General features: G+C 36.9%; 24 protein-coding genes. 17 read left to right on the top strand and 7 right to left on the bottom strand.

All coding sequences use genetic code 11. The features are described from left to right. Positions 1–5 precede the first annotated feature (5 nt). The 9 genes from HME9304_RS16360 to HME9304_RS16400 all read left to right on the top strand — a co-directional run bounded on the left by HME9304_RS16360 (position 6) and on the right by HME9304_RS16400 (position 8,825). The gene (locus tag HME9304_RS16360; protein ID WP_112379597.1) at positions 6–632 is read left to right on the top strand and encodes a flavin reductase family protein; all 627 of its coding nucleotides are present in this window, start codon (positions 6–8) and stop codon (positions 630–632) included. Continuing rightward, positions 632–763: a DUF2256 domain-containing protein gene (locus HME9304_RS16365; protein ID WP_112379598.1), complete on the top strand. Its 132-nt coding sequence runs from the start codon at positions 632–634 to the stop codon at positions 761–763. The genes HME9304_RS16360 and HME9304_RS16365 overlap by 1 nt, the downstream gene beginning before the upstream one ends. A 3-nt stretch (positions 764–766) precedes the next feature. After that, positions 767–2,251: a cryptochrome/photolyase family protein gene (locus HME9304_RS16370; protein WP_112379600.1), complete on the top strand. Its 1,485-nt coding sequence runs from the start codon at positions 767–769 to the stop codon at positions 2,249–2,251. 189 nt (positions 2,252–2,440) lie between these two features. Continuing rightward, positions 2,441–3,559 (top strand): helix-turn-helix domain-containing protein, encoded by a 1,119-nt coding sequence (locus tag HME9304_RS16375; RefSeq protein WP_112379601.1) that lies wholly within the window; start codon positions 2,441–2,443, stop codon positions 3,557–3,559. An 80-nt stretch (positions 3,560–3,639) separates the two neighbouring features. Next, positions 3,640–4,578, top strand: a complete 939-nt coding sequence (locus tag HME9304_RS16380; protein WP_112379602.1) for an NHL repeat-containing protein — start codon at positions 3,640–3,642, stop codon at positions 4,576–4,578. A 288-nt stretch (positions 4,579–4,866) separates the two neighbouring features. Next, positions 4,867–5,604, top strand: coding sequence for a subclass B1 metallo-beta-lactamase (gene bla / locus HME9304_RS16385; RefSeq protein ID WP_112379603.1), 738 nt, complete (start codon positions 4,867–4,869; stop codon positions 5,602–5,604). A gap of 20 nt (positions 5,605–5,624) precedes the next feature. Further along, entirely contained in the window at positions 5,625–6,347 is a 723-nt protein-coding gene (gene rluF / locus HME9304_RS16390; protein ID WP_112379879.1) for a 23S rRNA pseudouridine(2604) synthase RluF, read from the top strand. Between the two features lie 297 nt (positions 6,348–6,644). Then, complete coding sequence (locus HME9304_RS16395) at positions 6,645–7,499, top strand: TolB-like translocation protein (RefSeq protein WP_112379604.1); 855 nt, start codon at positions 6,645–6,647, stop codon at positions 7,497–7,499. A 681-nt stretch (positions 7,500–8,180) separates the two neighbouring features. After that, positions 8,181–8,825 (top strand): response regulator transcription factor, encoded by a 645-nt coding sequence (locus tag HME9304_RS16400; RefSeq protein ID WP_112379880.1) that lies wholly within the window; start codon positions 8,181–8,183, stop codon positions 8,823–8,825. Positions 8,826–8,884: 59 nt separating this feature from the next. Here HME9304_RS16400 and dnaK read toward each other — a convergent pair whose 3' ends face one another. Next, positions 8,885–10,807, bottom strand: coding sequence for a molecular chaperone DnaK (gene dnaK / locus HME9304_RS16405; RefSeq protein ID WP_112379605.1), 1,923 nt, complete (start codon positions 10,805–10,807; stop codon positions 8,885–8,887). A gap of 320 nt (positions 10,808–11,127) precedes the next feature. Between dnaK and HME9304_RS16410 the strand changes: the two genes are divergently transcribed. The 5 genes from HME9304_RS16410 (at position 11,128) to HME9304_RS16430 (ending at position 15,997) form a co-directional block, all read left to right on the top strand. Beyond that, positions 11,128–12,552, top strand: coding sequence for an L-serine ammonia-lyase (locus HME9304_RS16410; protein WP_112379606.1), 1,425 nt, complete (start codon positions 11,128–11,130; stop codon positions 12,550–12,552). Between the two features lie 103 nt (positions 12,553–12,655). Continuing rightward, positions 12,656–13,081 (top strand): hypothetical protein, encoded by a 426-nt coding sequence (locus HME9304_RS16415; protein WP_112379607.1) that lies wholly within the window; start codon positions 12,656–12,658, stop codon positions 13,079–13,081. A gap of 61 nt (positions 13,082–13,142) precedes the next feature. Continuing rightward, entirely contained in the window at positions 13,143–14,258 is a 1,116-nt protein-coding gene (locus tag HME9304_RS16420) for a DUF2914 domain-containing protein (RefSeq protein WP_112379608.1), read from the top strand. 165 nt (positions 14,259–14,423) lie between these two features. Continuing rightward, positions 14,424–15,227: an META domain-containing protein gene (locus tag HME9304_RS16425; protein WP_164674864.1), complete on the top strand. Its 804-nt coding sequence runs from the start codon at positions 14,424–14,426 to the stop codon at positions 15,225–15,227. A gap of 50 nt (positions 15,228–15,277) precedes the next feature. Beyond that, positions 15,278–15,997, top strand: a complete 720-nt coding sequence (locus tag HME9304_RS16430) for a DUF6503 family protein (RefSeq protein WP_112379610.1) — start codon at positions 15,278–15,280, stop codon at positions 15,995–15,997. Positions 15,998–16,064: 67 nt separating this feature from the next. Here HME9304_RS16430 and HME9304_RS16435 read toward each other — a convergent pair whose 3' ends face one another. From HME9304_RS16435 to HME9304_RS16445, 3 genes are all read right to left on the bottom strand, one after another. After that, entirely contained in the window at positions 16,065–17,345 is a 1,281-nt protein-coding gene (locus tag HME9304_RS16435) for a Y-family DNA polymerase (protein ID WP_112379611.1), read from the bottom strand. Continuing rightward, entirely contained in the window at positions 17,345–17,710 is a 366-nt protein-coding gene (locus HME9304_RS16440; RefSeq protein WP_112379612.1) for a S24 family peptidase, read from the bottom strand. The genes HME9304_RS16435 and HME9304_RS16440 overlap by 1 nt, the downstream gene beginning before the upstream one ends. A 114-nt stretch (positions 17,711–17,824) precedes the next feature. Further along, positions 17,825–18,304, bottom strand: a complete 480-nt coding sequence (locus tag HME9304_RS16445) for a nuclear transport factor 2 family protein (RefSeq protein ID WP_112379613.1) — start codon at positions 18,302–18,304, stop codon at positions 17,825–17,827. A 71-nt stretch (positions 18,305–18,375) separates the two neighbouring features. Between HME9304_RS16445 and panB the strand changes: the two genes are divergently transcribed. From panB to HME9304_RS16460, 3 genes are all read left to right on the top strand, one after another. Beyond that, positions 18,376–19,194: a 3-methyl-2-oxobutanoate hydroxymethyltransferase gene (panB, locus tag HME9304_RS16450; protein ID WP_112379615.1), complete on the top strand. Its 819-nt coding sequence runs from the start codon at positions 18,376–18,378 to the stop codon at positions 19,192–19,194. Positions 19,195–19,364: 170 nt separating this feature from the next. Beyond that, positions 19,365–19,847: an SGNH/GDSL hydrolase family protein gene (locus HME9304_RS16455; RefSeq protein WP_239023329.1), complete on the top strand. Its 483-nt coding sequence runs from the start codon at positions 19,365–19,367 to the stop codon at positions 19,845–19,847. Beyond that, complete coding sequence (locus HME9304_RS16460; RefSeq protein ID WP_112379617.1) at positions 19,848–20,549, top strand: RluA family pseudouridine synthase; 702 nt, start codon at positions 19,848–19,850, stop codon at positions 20,547–20,549. A 30-nt stretch (positions 20,550–20,579) separates the two neighbouring features. On the opposite strand, the gene HME9304_RS16465 is transcribed toward HME9304_RS16460, so the two are convergent. From HME9304_RS16465 to HME9304_RS16475, 3 genes are read right to left on the bottom strand one after another with little or no spacing between them, the layout of a single operon-like run. Beyond that, on the bottom strand, positions 20,580–21,089 hold the full coding sequence (locus HME9304_RS16465) for a DUF4411 family protein (RefSeq protein WP_112379618.1): 510 nt from the start codon (positions 21,087–21,089) through the stop codon (positions 20,580–20,582). Next, complete coding sequence (locus HME9304_RS16470) at positions 21,089–22,261, bottom strand: XRE family transcriptional regulator (RefSeq protein ID WP_112379619.1); 1,173 nt, start codon at positions 22,259–22,261, stop codon at positions 21,089–21,091. Before HME9304_RS16470 ends, HME9304_RS16465 begins: the two co-directional genes overlap by 1 nt. A 46-nt stretch (positions 22,262–22,307) precedes the next feature. Beyond that, positions 22,308–23,852: a hypothetical protein gene (locus HME9304_RS16475; protein ID WP_112379620.1), complete on the bottom strand. Its 1,545-nt coding sequence runs from the start codon at positions 23,850–23,852 to the stop codon at positions 22,308–22,310. Positions 23,853–23,995 lie beyond the last annotated feature (143 nt).

Below are 23,995 nucleotides of genomic sequence, written 5' to 3' on the forward strand. Positions count from 1 at the left end.
CATAGATGCACTATACCAGCGAAGACATTAAACAATTGGATAAAGTAACCCGCTTAAAAATCATTAATTCGGTTACGGGTATAAAGCCTGCCAATCTTTTAGGTACTATAAATAATGAAGGACTAACGAATCTCGCCGTATTTAGTTCCATTATACATTTGGGCAGCAATCCTGCATTATTGGGTTTTATTGTAAGGCCCACTGGCGAAGTACCTAGGCATACCTATGAGAATATTAAGGAAAATGGTTCCTATACCATCAACCACATTCATCCAAAATTTGCGGAGAATGCCCACTATACTTCCGCTAAGTTCGATGGGAATATATCCGAGTTTGAACGCTGCGGCTTCACCGAAGAGTTTATAGCCGATTTTAAAGCGCCGTTCGTGAAGGAAAGTACATTCAAGATGGGAATGCATTTTAAGGATGCCATCAATATTCCGTTGAACGGGACCATTATGGTCATTGGTGAAATTGAACATCTTATTTATCCAGATGATGCGATGATAGCGGACGATATTGACTTGGAAGCTTCCAATAGTGTCGGAATATCTGGGCTGAACAGCTATTATTCCCTAAAAAAAATCGGGAAGTACCCCTACGCCAGGGTTAATGAAACTCCCGAATTTTAATGCATAAAAAACAACATCTTCCAGAAAAAGTCTGCCCTGTTTGCGAACGTCCTTTTTCGTGGCGAAAGAAATGGGAAAAGAACTGGGAAGCGGTTAAATACTGTAGCGAGCGCTGCAGAAGACATAAGTAGAAAATGAAAAGCGTACATCTTATTTTTCCCCATCAATTGTTTGAAGCATCTCCCCTATTTGACATTTCGGCACCTATTTACTTGGTGGAAGAATACCTGTTTTTTAAACAATACCCGTTTCACAAACAGAAAATAGCGTTTCACAGGGCTTCTATGAAATCTTATGAGGCTTTCTTAAAATCGAAAAAATACGAGGTCATCTATGTGGAATCCATTGATGAAATATCGGATATTCGAAAATTGATTCCAAAATTGTCCGAAGAAGGTGTAGAACATATCAATTACATAGACCCAACAGACAATTGGCTGGAAAAAAGGATTCTGCAGGCTTGTGCAGCATGTAACATCAGCACAAAAAAGTTTGAGTCTCCACTATTTCTAAATTCAAAAGATGACCTTGTTTCTTTTTTTAGAAAAGATAAGAAGAAGTACCACCAGACCAAGTTTTATATAGATGAGCGAAAAAAACGTTACATCCTTTTAGACCCTGGTGAAAAACCCCAAGGGGGAAAGTGGACGTTTGACAAGGAGAATCGAAAAAAATATCCTGCAAAAAAAATACCGCCACCAGTACAATTTCCGGATGTTGATGAATTCTATAGGGAAGCCAAAAATTATGTGAAAAAACACTTTTCCGACCATTTGGGAGAACTTACGGAACACGCCCTATACCCAACAAATTTTGAAACGTCCAAAGCGTGGCTCAATCAGTTTTTTGAGCATCGCTTTATGGAATTTGGTACTTACGAGGATGCCATAGTAGCTGAGGAGTCCATTCTCAATCACAGCGTTCTGACACCAATGTTGAATGTTGGGCTATTAACGCCCTCCCAGATAGTCGATGCAAGTCTGGACTATGCAGAAAAAAATAATGTTCCCATAAACTCCACAGAAGGTTTTGTACGACAGATTATTGGGTGGCGCGAATTTATCAGGGGCATGTACGAAGCTCGTGGCACCGATGAGCGAACATGTAATTTCTGGGGATTCACCAGAAAAATTCCAGCATCATTTTATGATGGCACAACTGGGATATACCCCGTGGACCAAACCATAAAAAAGTTATTAAAGTCTGGTTATTCCCATCATATAGAGCGATTGATGGTGCTTGGAAACTTTATGTTGCTCTGCGAATTCGACCCAAACGAAGTGTACAGATGGTTCATGGAACTATATATTGACGCGTATGATTGGGTCATGGTGCCTAACATCTATGGAATGAGCCAGTTTTCAGATGGTGGGCTAATGGCGACCAAACCCTATATAAGCGGCAGTAATTACCTAATGAAGATGAGCAACCACAAAAAAGGCGAATGGCAAGAAGTATGGGACGGTATGTTTTGGCTATTTATGGATACACATAGGGATTTTTTCACCCAAAACCCAAGATTGGGTATGCTCGTTGGCACTTTGGATAGAATGTCTGCCGATAAGAAAGAACGTCTTTTCAATAAAGCAGAGGGATACTTGTCAAGCTTGGAAAGCTAATCCAATACAGATAATTCAGGAAATTCCAATTATTCACTACTCGTTCTTATGTAATTGACTCTTCACTATTGCCCATTAAAACCAACCAAAGCAAAAACATAGCGTCCAGCGAAAATTAAGTGCTATTGTACCCAAACACACTACAACAATACATTTAAAAACTATTTTTGAAGATAATTAAACACCTACATGGCATCTTTTGGTTTTGTGGACATCATTTTGTTTTTGGGAGTCAGCCAAGGTCTCTTTCTGTCTATTTCCCTACGATTGATCCAGAATAGAAATGTTGGTGCGAACAGAGTACTTTCCTTGCTATTATTGATAGCGGCCTTAATGCTTTTTTGTAGAATCTCTGCATATCGGATTCCAGAAGATTGGATATGGCGTTTTGGCATTTTGATAGATACTACAATTTTTCTCTTCCCACCGTTACTCTATTTATACGTAAAACGATTGGTTTTCAGGAGTACACCCCCGTTTAAATTGCATTGGTTACATTATGCTCCCGCCCTACTTCATGTTTGTTATTATTTCTGGACATTGAGCATTCCGTTATCGGATTTTAATAAACGTTACTTTACAGGAGGTCTAAACTTTATGTTTTTTCTGGTTGAAGCCACTGGGTTGCTTTCGCTCATTTTTTATTGGATCAAGACATTTTTGCTTATCAAAAACTATCGGGAAGAAGAAAAAAAAGAACTTTCATACCATCAAAATATAGCTCAGTTTCTCAAATTCTTCATGTTCGCCCTGTTAACTTTTATACTTTTATGGTCGGTCAGCTTTTTAAGCGCAAACATTCTGGGAAAATATTTTACCTACATCAATTATGTGACCATGTGGATTTCCATTCCTATTTTCATTTACGTTGTAGGATATTTTAGCCTTCGGCAGCCCGAAATTTTCAGGGTTCCCGTTCCTTCGAAGGAAAAATCTGAAAAACAGCGTTTAAAGCCCGATGAAATCCAGAAACTTCAAAAACGCCTGCATTACTTCATTTCGGAAGAAAAAGTATTTCTCCAACCCGACTTTACGCTGAAAAGCTTGGCAGAAAAGATGAACACCTCACGCAACAATCTTTCTTGGTTGCTGAACCAAACCTATCAAATCTCCTTTTATGATTATATCAATCGTTTCAGAATTAAGGAATTTCTTCTTAAAGTGAATAATGGGGAACATCTGAGCCATACACTTTTGGCATTGGCCATGGACGTAGGTTTCAATTCAAAATCTACATTTAATAAGGCCTTCAAAAATGAGATGGGCACTACTCCAAGCGAATACATCAAAAAACATAAAGTAGCCTAAAAAGGTCTCATTGTGCCCAAAGGGTCGATACCCATACTCCACACCACTAGTTTTATCCCATAACAATTAAAACTTTAAATATGAAAACTGGTAAACTATTATTAAAATCTGGACTTGCATTGGCCTGTCTGGCACTTTTTACACTCACTTCCTGTATTGACGATTTTGACGGTGGAGGCCCTAAGCCCAAAAAAGTAATCACACTTTTTGGATCGGATTTTCCTGCAAATGACGGACTTCATGTAAACGGCAAAGGAACCGTTTTTGCTTCCAATTTTGGTAAGTTCGACAGCGTTAAACAGAAATATAGTGGAACCAAAGTATTCAAAATTAAGCGAAATGGTTCTATCTCCGTTAAAGCGAGTGGTTTTGAAGCGCCTATGGGCGGGGTTCAAGACAGTAAAGGGAATTTCTATTTTAACAATGAGAACAATGACGATGGTATATCTGGGGTGTTGGTCAAGATTGCCCCAGATGGCACTTCATCGCAAGTAGGAGAAATAGCAGGCTGGCCTTCTGGTCTTGCCATTGATGATTACGATACAATTTATGTGGCCAACTTTAATGCCAGTACGATACACAAGGTCTCACCAGATGGTGTCATCTCTTTATTAGCCACCGATAATAGGCTTTTTGGATGCGTTGGAATCGATGTGGATAAGGAGGGGAATATAATTACTTCCAATTTTTACAATGCAAATATATTGAAGGTGACCCCCCAAGGAGAGGTTTCTCTAATTGCTAATATACCCGATACCACTTTTGGTTTCGCCATAGGCTATATGACTATTTTGGATGATTATATTTATGCCACGGGTATCAACGAAAATGTTATTTATAAGGTTTCTTTTGATGGAACTTCCGAGATTTTCGCTGGAACAGGGGAAAATTCCACTACCGATGGTCTTTTGAACGAGGCAACTTTCTCCCAGCCCAACGGAATAGCTGCGGATGAAAAACGAAAAATACTGTACATTTCCCAATTCGATGAACCGGGATTGCGGATGATCAAGCTTTAGTAAAGGTGGCTTCACAATATTCCAGATCAAATTTAGCTTAGGTGCTCAAGACGTTTTGAATCAAGAATGAGGATAAAAGAGTTTTGTTCCTAAAACTTTTATGCCTCTTCATAGCAGTAGTTTGCTTAAAACCCGTTGTACTTTATTATAATAAAGTACAACGGGTTTTTATATATTTCTTGACCTATGGTTTAAATCATAAGTTTTTGACCAAATTAGTATTGCTAAACTGATTATATTACAACCATAATTAAATTCTTGGACACAAATCAAAAATAATATCGGGTCTTGAAACACAAACTATTCTTTATTTTAATCTTTCTTGTATATAAGGGCAATAATGCCCAATCCGCTGAAGAAGTCTATAAATCCAAGGATTTGAAGATAATTCAGCTTACCGAAAATACATTTGTCCACGTATCGTATTTAGAAACAGAAGATTATGGCAAAGTCGGTTGTAACGGTCTGGTTTTTCAAAATAATGGAGAGACCGCTGTTTTTGATACGCCAGTGACCAATGCCGCTTCCAAAGAACTGATTGACTGGATAAAGGAATATCTCAACTCAAAAGTAGCAGCTGTTATCGTAACACATTCACATGAAGACTGCTTGGGAGGATTAAAAGTGTTTCATGAAGCGGGAATAACATCTTATGCCAGCCAGTTAACCTGTGAATTCGCAAAAGAGGCAGACCAAGTCGTTCCCCAAAATAGTTTTAAAGGCAAACTTTCGACCAAGGTTGGAAATGAACGTGTACAAAGTTTGTTTTTTGGGGAAGGGCATACAAAGGATAATATTGTAGGCTATGTTCCCACGGAAAATGTGCTTTTTGGTGGTTGTTTGATAAAAGCGAAGGGAGCTGGAAAGGGTTACATTAAAGAAAGTAATTTAAAAGAGTGGCCAAAAACGGTTAAAAAAGTAAAAAGTACACTTACGGATATTAAATTTGTGGTGCCAGGCCATGGAAAATATGGAGGAACCAACTTGTTGGACTATACGATTACAATGTTCAAAAATGAAATGTGATTCTCTGGACCGAACCAAAGATGAAAGAAACCCGAATCAATAAATATTTAAGTGAAGTTGGCTACTGCTCTCGACGGGCAGCCGATAAGCTGATAGACCAAGGAAGGGTCACCATTAATGGTAAAGTACCCGAAATGGGCACAAAAATAAAGCCAACTGATGAGGTTCGTGTGGACGGTGAACTAATCTCAGAAACCAAGGAAAAGCCTGTTTATCTAGCGTTCAATAAACCTATCGGGATTGTCTGTACTACCGATACCAGGGTCGAAAAAGACAATATTATCGATTTTATCAATTATCCAAAACGGATTTTTCCCATAGGACGACTTGATAAACCCAGCGAGGGACTTATTTTTATGACCAACGATGGAGATATCGTCAACAAAATCCTCAGGGCAAGAAATCATCACGAAAAGGAATACGTGGTTACGGTCAACAAACCGATTACGCCTGAATTTTTAAAGAAAATGCGAAATGGCGTTCCAATTCTAGGCACCGTGACCAGAAAATGTGAAGTAGAGCAATTGGGAAAACATCAATTTAAAATTATATTGACCCAAGGACTGAACAGACAGATACGTAGAATGTGCGAATATTTAGATTATAGCGTAAAGAAATTAAAGCGAGTGCGTATTATGAATGTTCATTTGGATATTCCTGTCGGTAAATGGCGACACTTAACAATTGATGAACTTAAAGAAATAAATACAATGGTCGCAGATTCCTCCAAGACCCATAGCTAAGGGTATTAATATATGGAATTTAAGGCAAGAAACCTCTTCTCCTTTAAATTGAAAATCGAAAATACAAAGATCACTAAGTATTTTGACCATCTTTCAAGCATTGTAATAAATATCCGTTTAAATACACTTATTGCCGTTAATCGACATATTTAACAATTTTGATAAAAAAATTGAAAAATATATTCGATGAAATGCACTTATTACTCGTTAAAATCAAAAACCTATGAAAAATTAATAAGTAATCCTCGAAATTATTTCTGCAATTTTGTCCTGTATTAACCCCCAAATCCCAAAACCATGATACGCACATTAACCTACAGTTTAACATTAATTATCGGATTTTTTCAGACAGCTCAAATTGCTGCCCAAAAACCGATTGAATTTGAAAATAGTAAAGAAGTAATCAAAAATTATAGTGGTTCTTTATCCACACTTGAAGGGTATATTCCTTCTATCTCTGTAACCAAAGATGGTAAAACAGCATATTTTAGCCAATCTAGCGAGCAGAAACCATTATATGGAGTATTTTCCAAAAAAGAACAGATACATGAGGTCTATCGCGCCGAAAAAATAAATGGCAAATGGAGCAATGTCACCAAATTAAAAGTCTGCCCAAAGTATGCTTCTGCCAAACATCCCACCGTTTCAGAAGATGGCAAACGTCTTTTCTTTGCTTCAAACATGAAAGGAAGCTATGGAAAATATGATATCTATGTTGCTGATATAAATGCGAATGGTAGTTTAGGTGTATCCAAAAATCTTGGTCCTAAAGTAAACACTAAAGATGATGAACTATATCCCAATATATATAACGGAACACTTTTGTTCTTTGCTTCTGAAGGACGTGATGGCTTTGGAGGTCTTGACCTATATGCTACGCAGGTTACCCAGAATAGTCTAACCTCTTCTGTAAACCTAGGAAGTCATATCAATAGCAGTAGAGATGATTATGCCATTCAACTTGATACTAAAAAAGGAGAAAGTTATGTGGTGTCCAATAGGGGTGCAAACCACACCATTGAAAAAGTAACTATTGCCTACAGAAAGAAATCCATGGATAATACCATGGTCGCTTATAACGATGAAAACCTGGAAACAGCTTTGGAGGCAGAGACTTCAAACGAGATTACCAGTACTTCCTTTGATGAATAAAATATAATAAAATAAATCGGTCCACGCCTGAAGGTTAATCTGATTTTGTCTATTGACGAGACACTAAATATCGTTGACATATGATAAATTATACAGGGGGAAACTGCACTTTATCATAGAAGCGGGTCGTATTATTTCACTCGGACTGATTTTACTAAGAATAGGATGCTCCAAAAGGGGGCATCCTATTTTTTTATATAAAGATTTGAAATCAGTTTTGAAGTCCTTATAACTCATGCGGATTCTACATATTCTATCTATCCACACAAAAATTAAAAAAGTGTATTTGAACGAAAAGGACTACAAAAAATTTTTAAGAAAGAAAAAAAAGCTTAATTTAGTTTTTGAAATAATACAAGATCCCAAATCTTATACCTATGAAAGAAACTACAAATTTTAGTGCAACATTAAGTCCCCCACTCCATAAGCGGGTTCTTTTCTAGCATTTTAAAACCTTTTCTAAACTTTTTTTTGATTTAATCCTTCACAGGATTTTTATCAACATGTCCCAATTAGGGCAATGGTGAAGCTTACTTCGTGTTTAAAATCAATATTTTAAAACGCAAAAGCTTTTCTCCTTGTAATCCCGTTCGGACATGAAAGACATGATGCGTTTTGCTCTATATCTAGGCAAAATGAAGGCAAACTATGACAAAATCAGATGACCAAAATCTAACACACATGGAGACTAACACATTAAAAATTACCATCATTGACAATGATGAAAAATTACACCCCCTTTATCGATTCTATTTTAGCGATGAGTCGCGTTATGAATTGATAGAAATACATACTTCGGTAAATAAATTTTTATCCCATTCTGCAAGGAATGATACGGACATTATTGTTTCTGAAGTTGATTTGAACGGAATCTCGGGCATTGATGGTATTCCATATTTCAATAAACTGAACAAAGCTCCAAAAGTTTTGATGACGAGCCAGACCAGTGATTTCAAAATTATAAAAGAAGCCTTTAAGAAGGGGGCGGACGGTTTTTTGACCAAACCTTTAACCAAAACCCGATTCTTTAATGCATTGGATGAACTGCGACAACACGGGGTAGCCCTGGAACACGATGTAGTTAAAAAAATCATCCATTCATTCCAAATTAAGACTCTTGAGCGATTCTCGAAAAAGGAAAATCAGATTATTGGGTTGCTCACCCAAGGATATACCTATAAAATGATTGCAGATAGGCTCTTTGTAACGCCAAGCGCAGTAAATTTCCATATTCAGAATATTTACGTAAAACTTAATGTAAACTCAAAAGGCGAGGCATTAAAGAAGCTTCAAGAGTTGGAAGTACGCCAATTGAATGCAGCATGATATATGGCTAATAAAAAACCCGCCAATGGGCGGGTTTTTTTATCTATTCCAAAGTGGAATTATTTGACTTCTTCGAAATCTACGTCTTCAACGTTATCGCCTTCTGCAGCACTGTCACTCGCAGAACCATTGGCAGAAGAATTTCCTCCTGCAGACTCACCTCCAGCTTGTGCGCTTTCTGCCTGTGCTTTGTACATTTCTTCTGAAGCAACTTTCCATGCTTCGTTGATTTTTTCCAAAGCAGGTTCAATTAGCGCTAAGTCTTTGGTTTCGTAAGCTTTCTTCAATTCCTCCAAAGCATCTTCGATTGGCTTTTTCTTATCATCGGAAAGTTTATCGCCAAATTCTTTTAGCTGCTTTTCAGTTTGGAAAATCATCCCATCAGCCTCATTCAATTTGTCTGCGGTTTCTTTTACTTTTTTATCAGCTTCGGCATTTGCCTCAGCTTCGGCCTTCATCTTTTGGATTTCTTCTTCTGTCAACCCAGAAGAGGCTTCGATTCGAATATCCTGTGATTTGTTCGTTGCCTTGTCCGTAGCAGAAACTTTAATGATACCATTGGCATCAATATCAAAGGTGACCTCAATTTGTGGCGTACCCCTTGGTGCTGGTGGAATACCATCTAAATGAAACCTGCCAATGGTTTTATTGTCTGCGGCCATTGGTCTTTCTCCTTGCAATACATGGATTTCAACCGATGGTTGATTATCCGCAGCGGTAGAGAATACCTGTGATTTTTTTGTTGGGATTGTCGTGTTCGATTCAATCAACTTGGTAAAAACACTTCCCATGGTTTCAATTCCTAAAGAAAGTGGAGTAACGTCCAATAACAGGACATCTTTTACGTCTCCCGTCAAAACACCCCCCTGTATTGCAGCTCCTACAGCAACTACCTCATCAGGATTCACCCCCTTTGAAGGTTTCTTGCCAAAGAATTTTTCCACAGCTTCTTGAACTGCTGGAATTCGCGTGGAACCACCAACAAGGATGATTTCGTCAATATCACTTTTGGACAATCCTGCTGATTTTAAAGCCGTCTCACATGGAGCTATTGTCCTTTTGACCAAGTCCTCTATCAATTGTTCAAATTTTGCACGCGTCAAAGTTCTTACCAAGTGCTTGGGTCCAGAAGATGTTGCCGTTACATAAGGCAAATTGATTTCGGTCTGCGCAGAAGAAGACAATTCAATCTTTGCTTTTTCGGCAGCTTCACGTAAACGTTGTAATGCCATGGCATCTTCACGAAGGTCCATATTCTCGTCCTTCTTGAACTCCTCTGCCAACCAATCGATGATTTTTTGGTCAACATCATCACCACCTAAATGTGTATCACCATCAGTTGCCAATACTTCAAAAACACCGTCCCCTAATTCCAATATGGATACATCATGTGTACCACCACCAAAATCGAATACAACTATTTTTTGATCCTTATCTTTTTTGTCCAAACCGTAGGCTAAAGATGCGGCTGTAGGCTCGTTAATTATACGTTCTACTGTTAAACCAGCAATTTCACCAGCCTCTTTTGTAGCTTGTCTTTGCGAATCGTTAAAGTATGCAGGTACGGTAACTACCGCCCTTGTTACATCTTGTCCCAAGTAATCTTCTGCTGTCTTCTTCATTTTCTGAAGAATCATGGCAGATAGTTCTTGGGGAGTATACAAACGCCCATCAATATCTACACGTGGCGTATCGTTATCACCTTTTACTACTTTATAAGGAACCCTATTCGCTTCTTTTGAAGATTCTGAAAACTTGTTCCCCATAAATCTCTTGATGGAGTAAATCGTTTTGTGCGGATTTGTTACCGCTTGTCTCTTTGCCGGGTCACCAACCTTTATTTCACCGCCCTCTACAAATGCAATGACAGAAGGAGTAGTCCTTTTGCCCTCAGCATTTGGAATTACGACAGGTTCGTTACCTTCCATAACGGAAACACAGGAGTTGGTCGTACCCAAGTCTATACCTATTATCTTGCTCATTGTATAATGTTATTTCTGTTGAAAATTTATTTTTATCTCGTCCAGTAAATGTCAATGATTATGCCATGCAAAATAATATGACAAGGTGGCAGGTTTATATAGACATAAGAAGTAAGAGGTTAGAGGTCGGAAACAAGAGACAGGAGACAGGAAATAAAAACTCTGAACTCATAATTCATAACTCTGGACTTTACATCCCAGAAACTCTGAAACTTTAAATACATCCATTACCAACTATACACTTTGTATTTTACAAATTCTAAACTTTTATTTCGTGTTTTATATTTTTCCTCGTATTATATTTGAAGGAAATCTAATCAATGGAATGTATCAGTGTTTTTGATATGCTCAAAATTGGTGTGGGACCATCCAGTTCCCATACTCTGGGTCCTTGGCGAGCAGCTGAACGCTGGATAAATGAACTTAAGCAACAAGGAATTTTTGATTCAACATTACGTATAAAAGTCCATTTATATGGTTCTTTGGCATTGACAGGCAAGGGCCATGCTACCGACATTGCCGTTGTGATGGGATTATTGGGCAGTAATCCAGAAACAGTAGCTACAGAAAATATAGGAAGAACCGTAGAAAAAGTAAAAGCTGAAAACCAAATCAATCTGGGAGGCATACGAACAATCCCTTTCAGCTTCACGGAGGATATCATCTTCAAAAAAGAATTTTTACAATTCCATGCCAACGCACTACAATTCGAAGCTTTTTTAAATGATGGAACTTTTTCCATGGAAACATACTATTCCATTGGTGGTGGTTTTGTGGTAAAAGAAGAACGCATTAATTCCAAAGAAAATAAAGAAGTATTCAAAACTTTTCCATGTCCGGTCAGAACAGGAGTTGATTTACTCAGCTTTTGTAAAGAGAAAAACAATTCAATCTCTGAGGTTGTTTTGGAAAATGAACTTTCATTACGGTCGAGCCATGAAATCGATACGGAATTAAACCGTATTTGGAATACGATGCTGGAGTGTATGTATTTAGGGTGCCACACCCAGGGGACACTGCCGGGCGGACTAAGTGTACGTAGACGTGCTTTTGAAATGCATGAAAAACTAAAAGGTGATGTCCCCTACTCCAATCCTGTGGAATGGCTACATGCCATACGAAAAACCGAGGTTAAATTTAGGCAGATTTTAAAATGGGTAAGCTGTTTTGCCCTTAGTGTAAATGAGGTAAATGCCTCATTGGGACGTGTGGTCACAGCTCCAACAAACGGGAGCGCAGGTGTTATTCCAGCCGTTTTAATGTACTATATGGTGATTGAAAACCATGATGCCGACCTTGAACATATTAAAAAATTCTTGCTCGTTGCGGGAGAAATAGGCAGTATTTTTAAGAAAGGGGCAACCATATCTGCGGCCATGGGAGGATGCCAAGCAGAAATTGGAGTTTCGTCATCCATGGCCGCTGGAGCCTTGACCGAGCTATTGGGCGGTACACCCGAACAGGTTTTGGTGGCCGCAGAAATTGCAATGGAACACCATTTGGGCTTAACCTGCGACCCCATCGGAGGGTTGGTGCAAGTTCCCTGTATCGAGCGTAATTCCATGGGAGCCATAAAAGCCATAAATGCTGCCGAACTTGCTTTAGAGACCGACCCCAAAGATGTAAAAGTGCCTTTTGACAAAGTGGTAAATACCATGTGGGAAACTGCAAAGGATATGAGCTCAAAATATAAGGAAACCTCTGAGGGGGGACTGGCTGTGGGTGTATTTTTAAGTGATTGCTAAATTTATAATTATCACTTCTAAAACAAAATATGGTGAAAACGTCGCACGATTTTGAAAATTCTGTACATATTCAAATCTCAAGAAACTCTAAGCAATTAAGAAATTGACAAAAAAAATCGGCATCGGGTTATTTCTTTTGGTTTTTGCTTCTTGTAAATTTTCAAACACGCTAGAATCGGATAAAAAGCTATCAACAAAAATAGAAACAGCTTTTGTGGCTAAGGATAAAAAAGTCGACTTTTCCCAATTTGATGGTTTTAATTGGAATCAATTATTGATTCTTGGACCTTACTTGGCAGTTGGTCACATTGAAAAAGGACTGGGATTGGATTTAAGTAACATCAAAGAAAATGGAATCGAGTATAGCGACGCATTCAATTTATTGATATTTATTGAAAATGGGAAATCCATCAAAATTTCTGAAGTTTCTCGAAGCATTGGAGACTTTACTCCAATAGGAATTTTGATTGATAAAAATGAAGCAATATTCCAGAAAACAGCGAATGGGAAAATCACGTTGGTAAAATAAAATGTGTAATTCAGTTAATTTTTACAAAAACACTTCACGATTTTAGTTGCCACTGAAATATATGAAAAGAACTCTTGTAAGATATCGGAACAGTAAACTTAGAAGGTTGATAAGAAAGCATGAAAAATATGCTCCCGTACTTTTCTTCATTGGTGGTTTTATTTTCGATTCATTGACCCTGGGGCGTATTGACAGATTGTACGATCTTATAGTCCTCTGCTTGCACATGACCGCACTGACCATTATGCTATATATCTACAATCTCGTGGATGATGGAAAATGGAAAAATTCGATTATTGGACGGTATGATGAATATTTGCCTTTGGCGATTCAGTTTTTCTTCGGAGGACTTTCAAGTGCATACGTCATTTATTTCTCTAGGAGTGTTTCCCTCTCAAAAACCGTATCATTCTTTGTAATTCTTGTTCTGTTGCTTTTTGCCAATGAATTTTTGAAGAAACGTATATCCAATAAGTATTTGCAATTTGGGGTATATTTCTTTATCAATTTTACCTTTTTTGCTTTTATGGTACCTGTGTTCATAAAAGAAATGAATACAAATATTTTTTTAATATCAGGAGCTGTCAGTTTGGTCAGCACTTTAATTTTAATAGTTTTTATCTATCTCAAAAGCCCTAGTACGCGGGCAGAAGTAGGCTTGGGCAAATTGATTGGAATTGTATTTTCTATCTATATTACAATCAATCTTTTTTATCTGTTCAGGTTGATACCGCCTGTTCCACTGGCTCTTGAAAATGGTATTGTAGCTCATGACATAAAGCTTGAAAATAACAATTATATCGTTTCCTACGAAGCGGATGGTTCTCATATATTTTGGAGAAGACATCGATTAAAATTTATTTATAAACCCGAAGAAAGTGTCTATGTGTTCTCTTCGATTTTTGCCCCTACAGACATTGAAAAATCGATATTGCACAGATGGAAATGGTATGACCCAAATACAAACGATTGGAAAATTGTTGAGGATATTGGATATGATATTGTTGGAGGAAGGGACGGAGGATATCGTGGTTATACGTTTAAAAACAACGTGAAGAAAGGCACTTGGAGAGTTGAGGTAATTACAGAAGAAGAATTGGTTCTTGGAGTGATTAATTTTGAAATTGTGATCAATCCGTCACTAAATCCGAAAAATATTGTTGAAAAGAAATTTTAAAAGTGTGCATCCCATCATTTTACTATGATTTACATTGAAAGATTTAAATTTAATGCCACAAATTATTTTGAAACTATACATTTAACGCAATACCCTCAACTAAAAGTACGGTTCACTCATTTTACGTTTTTTGCAATTTACTATTAGCATATGTTTGAAGAAAAAATGAAAAATACAGCAATACTCTCTATTTTATTTCTGATCGGTGCTTGCAAAAAAACCATAAAGAACGAATCGATATCAACTTCAAACTCGATAAAAACAACGATTGAAAAACCCACCTTGAGCGGGCATTGGGAATTATTAAAAGTTAACGACACTTTGTTTGATATAGGTCCAATATATGGTAAAGGTCAAACACAACCTAGATTAACGATCGATACGGAAAAAGGTTTTATTGGGGGCTTTTCCGGATGCAATGGTTTTGGCGGTGATGCAGTTTTTGGTGAAAATACGATTACGTTGAAGGAATCCGTTTTTACCAATCAGCTTTTTTGCGGTGACAGCAAATGGGAAGATGATTTTTATGATAGAATTGAAAATATTCAAAATTATACTTTTGAAAATACCAACTTAAAAATTGTGGGCAATGATGGTAGAACCATGGAATTTAAACAAAAGATTTATCATCCATTGGAAAATCATTCATGGGAACTCACCCATGTCAATGATTCTGCATTCGTCACAAATAATAAGGTAAAGCGAAAACCAGTCATAAAATTCAATTTTGATAAGAACATGATAACCGGTTTTACGGGATGTAACGGATTTAGTATGAGCGTTTTGTTTCAGGGTAACGGTTACAAAACGATTAAAGAACCCTTTGTGACCAAAAGAAATTGTGATAAAAGTTGGTCTAAAACGTTTTTTGGTATTTTAAAAAACAATCAGAATTTTACTATACTTGATAATGTCGTTATCTTAACCGACACGAACGGGAGAACGCTTCGATTCAAGAAAGAAAAGTGATGGAATACCAAAAATAATTGGAAGCAAAATATATTCAAATACAAACCAACATGAAATTATCAATAACTGGATTACTGCTTTTTTTTCTCATTGGATGTAGCGAAAAAACCAAAGTTGATGATCAATCAATTTTAGAAAAGACCATTGCGGTCCATGATTCTCTAGACACTTGGCAAACAGCTACGCTGAACTTACACATACAAGAACCTAGAGTTTCCAATCCTTCCCGCTATTCCATTCTAAAACTGGACAACGAGAACAACACTTTTGAGCTCTCTAGAAATAGGGATGAGCATATTTCAAAACATATTATTGAAAGTAATGGAAATAGTTCTGTTTTGCTGGATGGAAAAGTAGAAACGGATACAACGTTGATTCAAAAATATAGACTGGATGCTTCAAGAAGTATTGGTTACAAAAACTTTTACAAACTACTCTATGGGCTACCAATGTCTCTTGAGGAAGCTATGAAAGAGGTCGTAAGCACTTCTGATATTTTATTCAACAATGAGAATTGTTACAGCATCGAAATTGAGCTAAAAGAAGCTATTATTTCAAAATTTTGGAACATTTATGTTTCAAAAAATGATATGACCCTAAAGGGCGTGGATATTGTTTTCCCGGATGATCCTGAAAAAGGTGATAGAATCTATTTTGATGGAACAATCAATATAGATGGACTCAAAATTCCAAGAATACGCCACTGGCATGAGCTTAAAGACGACACATATTCAGGTTCGGATTTGATTATAAAGGAAATTCAGGAATAACTATTGGTTTCTCGGTTACCGAAATTTTTGTTGGGATTTTCTATTTTACAAAATCTATGCAAGAAAATTATGCCTTTGGTTTGCATTTCCCTACAGTTAAAAGTTCGTTCCATTGCGTAGTATATCGCGGGCTTCGTTCTTCTTTTATCAATTCCCACTGTTTCATGCGTTTGCCCAACGTACTTGAACGCACTTTGGCCTTTCCAAACTTTGCGTTGAGTTTGTCCACGGTTTTGGACAATACAGAAAGGCTGTTAAGATTTGGTCGAAATAGATTGCCCTGCACCTCGTTCTCAGGTACGATTCCCGTAACGTCTACACCAACTTTTTTATAGCGATATCCTAGCTTAAAAATCTTTCTTAATGCCTTATTGGCCTCTTTTATTAGAATAAATGTGCTATTGGTGGGAACTTCCAGTTTTAGCGTAATACGATTGGCATATTGTTTATCATAGTCACTGTGATAATTGGTCGTAAGAAAAATGGTGAGTTGGCTGGCACAGGTTCCTTGGGCTCTCAATACTTCGGCCACCTCTGTTATATAAAATGCACAGGCCTCCTCTATAAGCCCAAGGTCGGTCAGCTTTTTTCCAAAAGACTTTGCAGTACCGATTCCTTTTTTCTTCTTGGGCTCCATTACCATTTCAATAGCTTTTTCCCCATTCAGTTCACGCCAAAGACGCTCGCCTACAACGGTCATCTCCTTACGTACCCATGCTAGCGGCAACCGGGTAAAATCATGCGCATCATGGACATTTATGGATTTTAGTCGCTTGGCATGCTGTTTTCCTATGCCCCATACATCATCGATTGTACACCACTTGAGCAATTCTTCTTCACTTTGCTCGGAATCCACCACACAGACATGTTGTAAATCAGGTAATTTTTTAGCCATACGGTTGGCAACTTTGGCCAATACTTTGGTCCGTGCTATTCCCACGCCCACGGGCAGGCCTGTATACTGGAGAATTGTGTCCTTGATTTTATGCCCATGGGCTTCAAGCTCATCTCTTGGAACAGTACTCAAATCCAAAAACGACTCATCAATACTGTATACTTCGACCTTTGGGGAAAAGGTCTTCAAAATGTTTATTACACGCTGGGACATTTCTCCATACAACGTGTAGTTGGAAGAAAAAAAATTGACCCCATTGGTCAATAACTGGTTCTTTATTTTAAAGATAGGTTCGTACATGGGTATATGTGTCATAGCTTTTGCTTCCTTGTTGGCTGCAATCACGCATCCATCATTATTGCTCAATACTACAATGGGTTTACCTTTTAGGTCTGGACGAAAAACCGCTTCACATGATGCATAAAAACTGTTGCAGTCAACTAGCGCTACCATTAGGTTCTATGGATTATATAAGTGACCGTTCCCCATATGGAAATTGAACTATCTCTCGGTTCGTCCTGCAAGCGTATTAATTCAAATTCCCCATCAATAATGGCCAATATTAAAGTATTCCTTTTTACAGGTAGAGAACGATCCACGATTAGCACATCATTATGATCAACGTGAAGGTTCAAAAACTGTCTTCCCTTCACTCTTATAAAAAATGTTGCATCACTGTTTAAAACAAGTTCTTGGTGCAAGTTTATTGTTGGTTCCAAGTAATGGGTCGCAGGACTTGGAAAGCCTGTTTGTTTGGATACTTCGGGAGCATGCCTGTGATCGACCTTTTCAATTTTGCCGTGCTTGATGATTTCCATGTTCAAATTTATGGATTAAATCCATTTAATTGGAATTATTCCATAAAATAATTTAATGAATTTAGAAATTATCCACATTTGAAGTTATACTACTGAAAATCAGTAGCGTAAAAATTATCGCTCTTTACAGCCATCTTTGCCCTTAGTATCGATTAAATAGACAATTTTCCAATCACCTTCAAAATTTATCAGTTGGAATGAATTGATTCCACAATGGCTGAACTTGTCGTTCAGCCAAAATTCATAACCTACCCAAGCATTGGCCATGTTTCTATCGACCTGAATTGAAAACGATGTAAGTTTTTCCTCGTACTTTATACTGTCTGGAATAGTGATGATGGATGTCATGAATTTTTCAAATTCACTGGTTTTGAACAACGTTTTCCCTTCTGGGCTCTTTGCTGTTGTCTGGAGTACAATTTTATCGACAACGGTACTTTTCATTAGTAAGGAATCCTGTTTATGGAATCCTTCAAAAAAGGTTTCAATAACGTTCCGCACAGCCTGGCTATCGGTTTCCATAGAATTGGGGCCTTGAGCGTTTGCGTTGATGAAAGTGATTGATATCGTCAAAAAAAAGATTGCGCGCCCCATATTGTTATGTTTTGATTGCTACCCAAATTAAACAAATCTACTTACATTTAGGCAAGAAAAAATCAAACCAAATGTCAATTGCCAAAAAAGAGTATAAAAGAATTACCGTAAAATCGTTGGTGGAAATGAAGCAGAACGGTGAGAAAATTTCAATGTTGACCGCATACGATTACTCGATGGCCATCATAGTGGATTCTGCCAATGTGGATGTTATTTTGGTTGGAGATTCAGCCAGTAACGTTATCGCTGGTCATGAAACTACGCTACCGATCACTTTAGATCAGATGATTTACCATGCAAGTTCTGTGGTAAGAGCTGCAAAACGTGCATTGGTCGTTGTAGATATTCCTTTTGGCAGTTATCAAAGTGATTCCAAAGAAGCGTTGCGCTCGGCAATCCGTATTATGAAGGAGAGTGGTGCACATGCTGTAAAGGTTGAAGGCGGAGGAGAGATAAAAGAATCCGTTAAACGGATCATAGGAGCTGGCATCCCCGTTATGGGGCATTTAGGACTTACTCCCCAATCCATTTATAAGTTTGGTACCTATACAGTAAGGGCAAAAGAAAATCAAGAAGCACAAAAATTGAAGGAGGATGCCAAAATGTTGGAAAAACTGGGCTGTTTTGGAATTGTACTTGAAAAAATACCGGCAAAGCTGGCCAAAGAAGTTGCGGAAAGTGTTTCCATTCCAATTATAGGCATAGGAGCTGGAAATAGTGTGGACGGACAGGTTCTTGTTGTTCATGACCTATTGGGAATGACCCATGAATTCAATCCCCGTTTTTTGCGCAGGTACATGAATCTTTATGAAGAAATGGGCAATGCCATCTCGCGATATGTATATGATGTTAAAAGCAAGGATTTTCCCAATGAAGAGGAGCAATATTAAAGATTTATATAATAATGAAAAAATCTTGGTTTTTTCTTTTGGTAGTATTTACGTTTCAGGTAATATATCCTCAAGATTTTCCGATAAACTTGCCGCCGAAAATTTCAAAAGGTCTAAAGGTTCTTTTTATTGGAAACAGTCTTACATACTCTAACAATTTACCAAAGTTAGTGAAGAAAGAAATTCGTTCAAAAGGAATCAATCTAAAGACTGAAATGATTGCTTATCCAAATTATGCAATTGAAGACCATTGGAATGATGGTAAAGTGCAAAAGTTGATTGCTAAAAATCATTATGATTTTGTAATTATTCAGCAAGGACCTTCATCACAAGAAGAAGGTAGAAACATGCTATTATCTTACGGGAAGAAATTGAAGCAACTCTGCGAATCAAAAAATTCCCAGTTGGTATATTTTATGGTGTGGCCTTCTAGGACATATTACCATACTTTTGATGATGTCATAACAAATCATAGGGAAGCTGCACTAAAAAATGGAGCGTTACTATCTTCAGTTGGAGAGGAATGGAAAGGATATTTTGATGGGACTGGAGACTATTCTTATTATGCAAAGGATGGTTTTCATCCATCAATAAAAGGAAGCAAGGTCGCTGCAAAAATTATCAGTCAAACACTACTAAAAGTGAAAAAGTAAATGTCTGAAAATCTTAAATCTTCTGCTTTAAATTTACAGATTCTCTACGAAGACAATCATCTTATTGTAATCAACAAAAAAGTTGGTGACATTGTACAGGGAGATAAAACCGGTGATGCTCCTTTGAGTGAAATCATAAAAGAATATTTAAAAGTAAAATATGATAAACCCGGGAATGTATATCTGGGGGTAGTCCATAGATTGGACAGACCAACATCCGGAATTGTATTATTTGCTAAAACTTCCAAGGCATTGCCACGATTGAACAAACTGTTTGCGGAAGGAAAAACCAAAAAAACCTATTGGGCCATAGTAAAAAAATCTCCAGATTCTGAAAAAGGGATTTTAACGCATTGGTTGGTTCGTAATCCAAAGCAGAACAAATCCTACGCCCATAAAAAAGAAGTCCCAAATAGCAAAAAGGCTATTTTGGAATATAAAACCCTTAAAAAGCTGGATAATTATTCCCTTTTGGAAATTGACTTAAAAACTGGAAGACACCATCAGATTCGAGCTCAACTTGCAGCTATTGGGTGCTTTATTAAAGGTGACCTAAAATATGGCGCGGACAGGAGCAATAAGAACGGAGGGATTCACCTACATGCAAGAAGTTTGGAATTTGAACATCCTGTAAAGAAAGAAAATATTCAGATTTTAGCAGGTCCGCCCAATGACCCTATTTGGAACGATTGCCATGCTTGATATACCCTTTAAATATTATATTCCAATATTTTACTTCGACTCGCAGATAAATTTTATATTCAAATCCCTTATGAATTCAAAATCGTCAATCCATTTAACATTCATATTATCGCAGACGTGAGGAATTTTAATTTTGGTTTGTTTCTTAAAATAGTCTTTCGTCTCCTTAGTCACTACAATTGCATTTTCTTTAATTGCGTGAGCGATTACCCAAGGGTCAGCTTTTGAGTGAATTCCGTTATTTGAAACTAAATATTTATGACTTGGATTAGATGCATATATATCTTTTAAACAGTTTGTTACTTCTCCGTCAATTTTTCTAATCGGAATATCACTTTTTTTTAACCATTCAAATAAATCGTCCTCGCCTTTCTCTATTTCTTCATAAACTAATTCGGGAATAAAAACTACACCTTTTTTACCCAATTCGTTTAAAACCTCCCAATAGGAAGGACAAATTTCAGGTGAGTAATATTTTTGCCAAGCTTGAATAAGAATATTGGCATCAATACAGTAAATTACTTTTTCATCTTCGAACATTAGGCAAGCAGTTTTTCAAATTTTTGGAATTTATTAATCTGCGTGTTAAGAAGATTACTTGCAATTGATGGTGACAACGAACCGTTATTAAAAGAATCCATTACAATTCTCGTAAATAGTTTGCTGTTTTTATTTAGGCGAAGAAGGTAAGCGTCTGGTCCGCCTTTTCTTTCTCTTTGTTTTTCCTTTTTTATCTTTTCTCTTTCCAAAAACTTCTCAAATTCATTTTGAGCATCTAGCTTTAGAATTTTATATTGAGATTGGGAAATTAAGTTTAAGTTTAAAGCACGAACCAATAATGCAAAAGAACTTATACCGAGTTCTTTAGCTTGTTTAAAAATCAAATCATTCGAATCAAATGTATCTGTGCCCAATTGGGTAATCAATTCCCTTGGCATTAGTGCATTGGCTGCAACTTGATTACAAAACAATTCTACAGGATGAAATTTTGATTTAGGTTTATCAGTAAAATCAATATCTATTTCATTTGAGATACCTGATTTAGCTATCCAAATATGTGCTAATTCGTGTACTAATGTAAATAGTTGTGGTGCATTCCAATTTTTTGAATTCACAAATATAAAAGGGGCGAATTTGTCAGCAATCGCAAAACCTTGAATTAAGTCTCTATCTAGAATTAAATGTGAATGCAAGTAGCTAGCACGAGATATAAATATTCCCGCAGTTTCTGCTTTGTCAATCCATTCGTTTATCGGTGTTTTCTGATAATTATCTGGACTAATTTTTAAGGTGTCCAATATATCTCTTGCAACAATTTCTGGATTATCATTGATAGAATATTTCCCAACAAAAGGAAGTTTGTCTTCGCCAATTTCTTCGTATAATTCACTTATCCAATTCTGTTTTTCTTGAACATCACGAATAATAAATAATGATGCTGTATCTAATTTTTGCGCATCATCTCTTCGATAATCTTGTAGCAGTTGAAAATCTTTTGGTATTTCTGGTAAAAAGAAAAGAGAAAATGGTCTTCTGAAACTTTTTGCCAAGATTTTAGCTTGTCGAATTGTCGGAAAATCATTTCCGCTCTCCCAAGTCAAATATCTTTCAGGCGATACAGAAACTTTTTTGGCAGCATCTTTAACAGAGATATTAGCGGACTCTCTTGCCCACTTTAAAATCTCGGATGTTATGAATGCTTTATCGGCCATTGAATTCAACAAAAATAAGATTATTTAGAACATTTATATCTCGCTTCTAGCGCGTAATCGCCAATGCCTTTTCACGAATGATTTGACCTACCGGTTTATTCTGTAAGTGGCTTTCCAACCATGACAAAATATCCAAATAAAGAAAAGCTCTTTTCTCATAAGGATGGTTTTCATACTTCTTTAATTCATTGTAAAGCTTTTGAAACTCGTTTCTCAATTCGCTTGGATAGATATCGCCAAGGCTCCGTAAAAATTTGATCATCTCTTTTTGAACGGCGTGCAGGTCGTTCATTTTCAGTAAGAACTTGTACGTACTTTTAAGCTGAACCTCCAAATGGTAATCCATTCCAGCTTCATAATGTGCAACCAAACTCAAAACCCGCGCAAAACACATTAGATCCTCACGCATTTTTAGGTTCTTGTTCAAAATGATTTTCTTCAGATAGGCAATACAATTTTTGTTGTCGCCATTCCCAAAGTAGAGGCAGGCAATCTTATAGTATAGCAACATAATGTGGTGTTCATCAATTCTATCCTTGTGCTTTTTAATGCCATATTCAATGATATTGACAAGATACAATCCCTTGCCAAAGGTACCTTCCAAAAAATGCTGGTTCAGTTTATTGGAATTGATATAAAGAAATGCCAACGAAACAATATTCTCGTTTTGAGGAAACTTTGGACTATTAACCTGCTCCTCCATTCTTTTTAAAGTTTCCCTAAATTGTGAACTGTATTTAACAAAGAACAATGATTCTAAAAGATAATGATTCCCTTTTAGGAAAAAGACCGGGTTTAAAGGAATCATTTCTTCATTATCATAGAAAAGATCTACCCATTTGCTGGCATATTTATAAGAGGACAAAAAGTCTTGAGTGAGAAAACTATACCATAAATGGGCCTTGTACAACCATAATTTTTCTCTAAAACCGAGATTATCAATATTGTATGCAGGCAAGTGTGCATCAAAATAGTTTTGAACCTCCAATAACTCTTCATCATTACGTACATAACCCACTTTTAGCATCATTCCGTACAATTGCAGGGAAAGGTTGGAAAGCTTGCTCGTTATTACATTATGTGCCGAAAGCTCTTTTGCCTGTACCGCAAGTTCATCTGCCCTATCGGGAATACTTCTTGTAATATATTGGGTCTCAATTATTTTTTCGAGTTCCACAATTTCGTAGGCAACATTTTTTTCCTCATTCTCTATAGCAAAGTTTTTTGCTTTGTCCAAAATCTTTAAACTTTGCTTGTACAAGCCTTTTTGATATAGGATAGTTGCAAAATCCAATTGCTCACGTATTTGAACCCTTATATTTTGATTGACGGGATTCAATCGTAAACTCACCAAAATCTGTTTATATAGATGCGCTTTTAAGTTGGAAAGCTGTGCTTTTTTGACAATGTTATTTTCCAAGATTTGACGCTCATCATATGTTCGCAATCTATCCAGCAAATTAAAGAGCGCCAGAAACTTAGCATCAGCATTTACCCCTAAACGACCTACGTACAGCTTAAACTGACGTTTTTCTGACTTTGAAAGTGATTTTATCAGAACGAAAAGAGCGTCTTTATGGGTATTTGTCATCGTAAAAAATATAATTTAACGTATTGTTTTTCAGTATTTTAAATTCTCTAAAATACAATTTAACGTTGTAATGGATTTTATCATTTTATAGTTCTTGCCAACTGCTGCTCTATCTTCGTGTAGCTTAGCTAAAACTGACAAAA

Origin of the sequence: Flagellimonas maritima (assembly GCF_003269425.1) — a bacterium.
Classification (GTDB): Bacteria; Bacteroidota; Bacteroidia; order Flavobacteriales; family Flavobacteriaceae; genus Flagellimonas; species Flagellimonas maritima.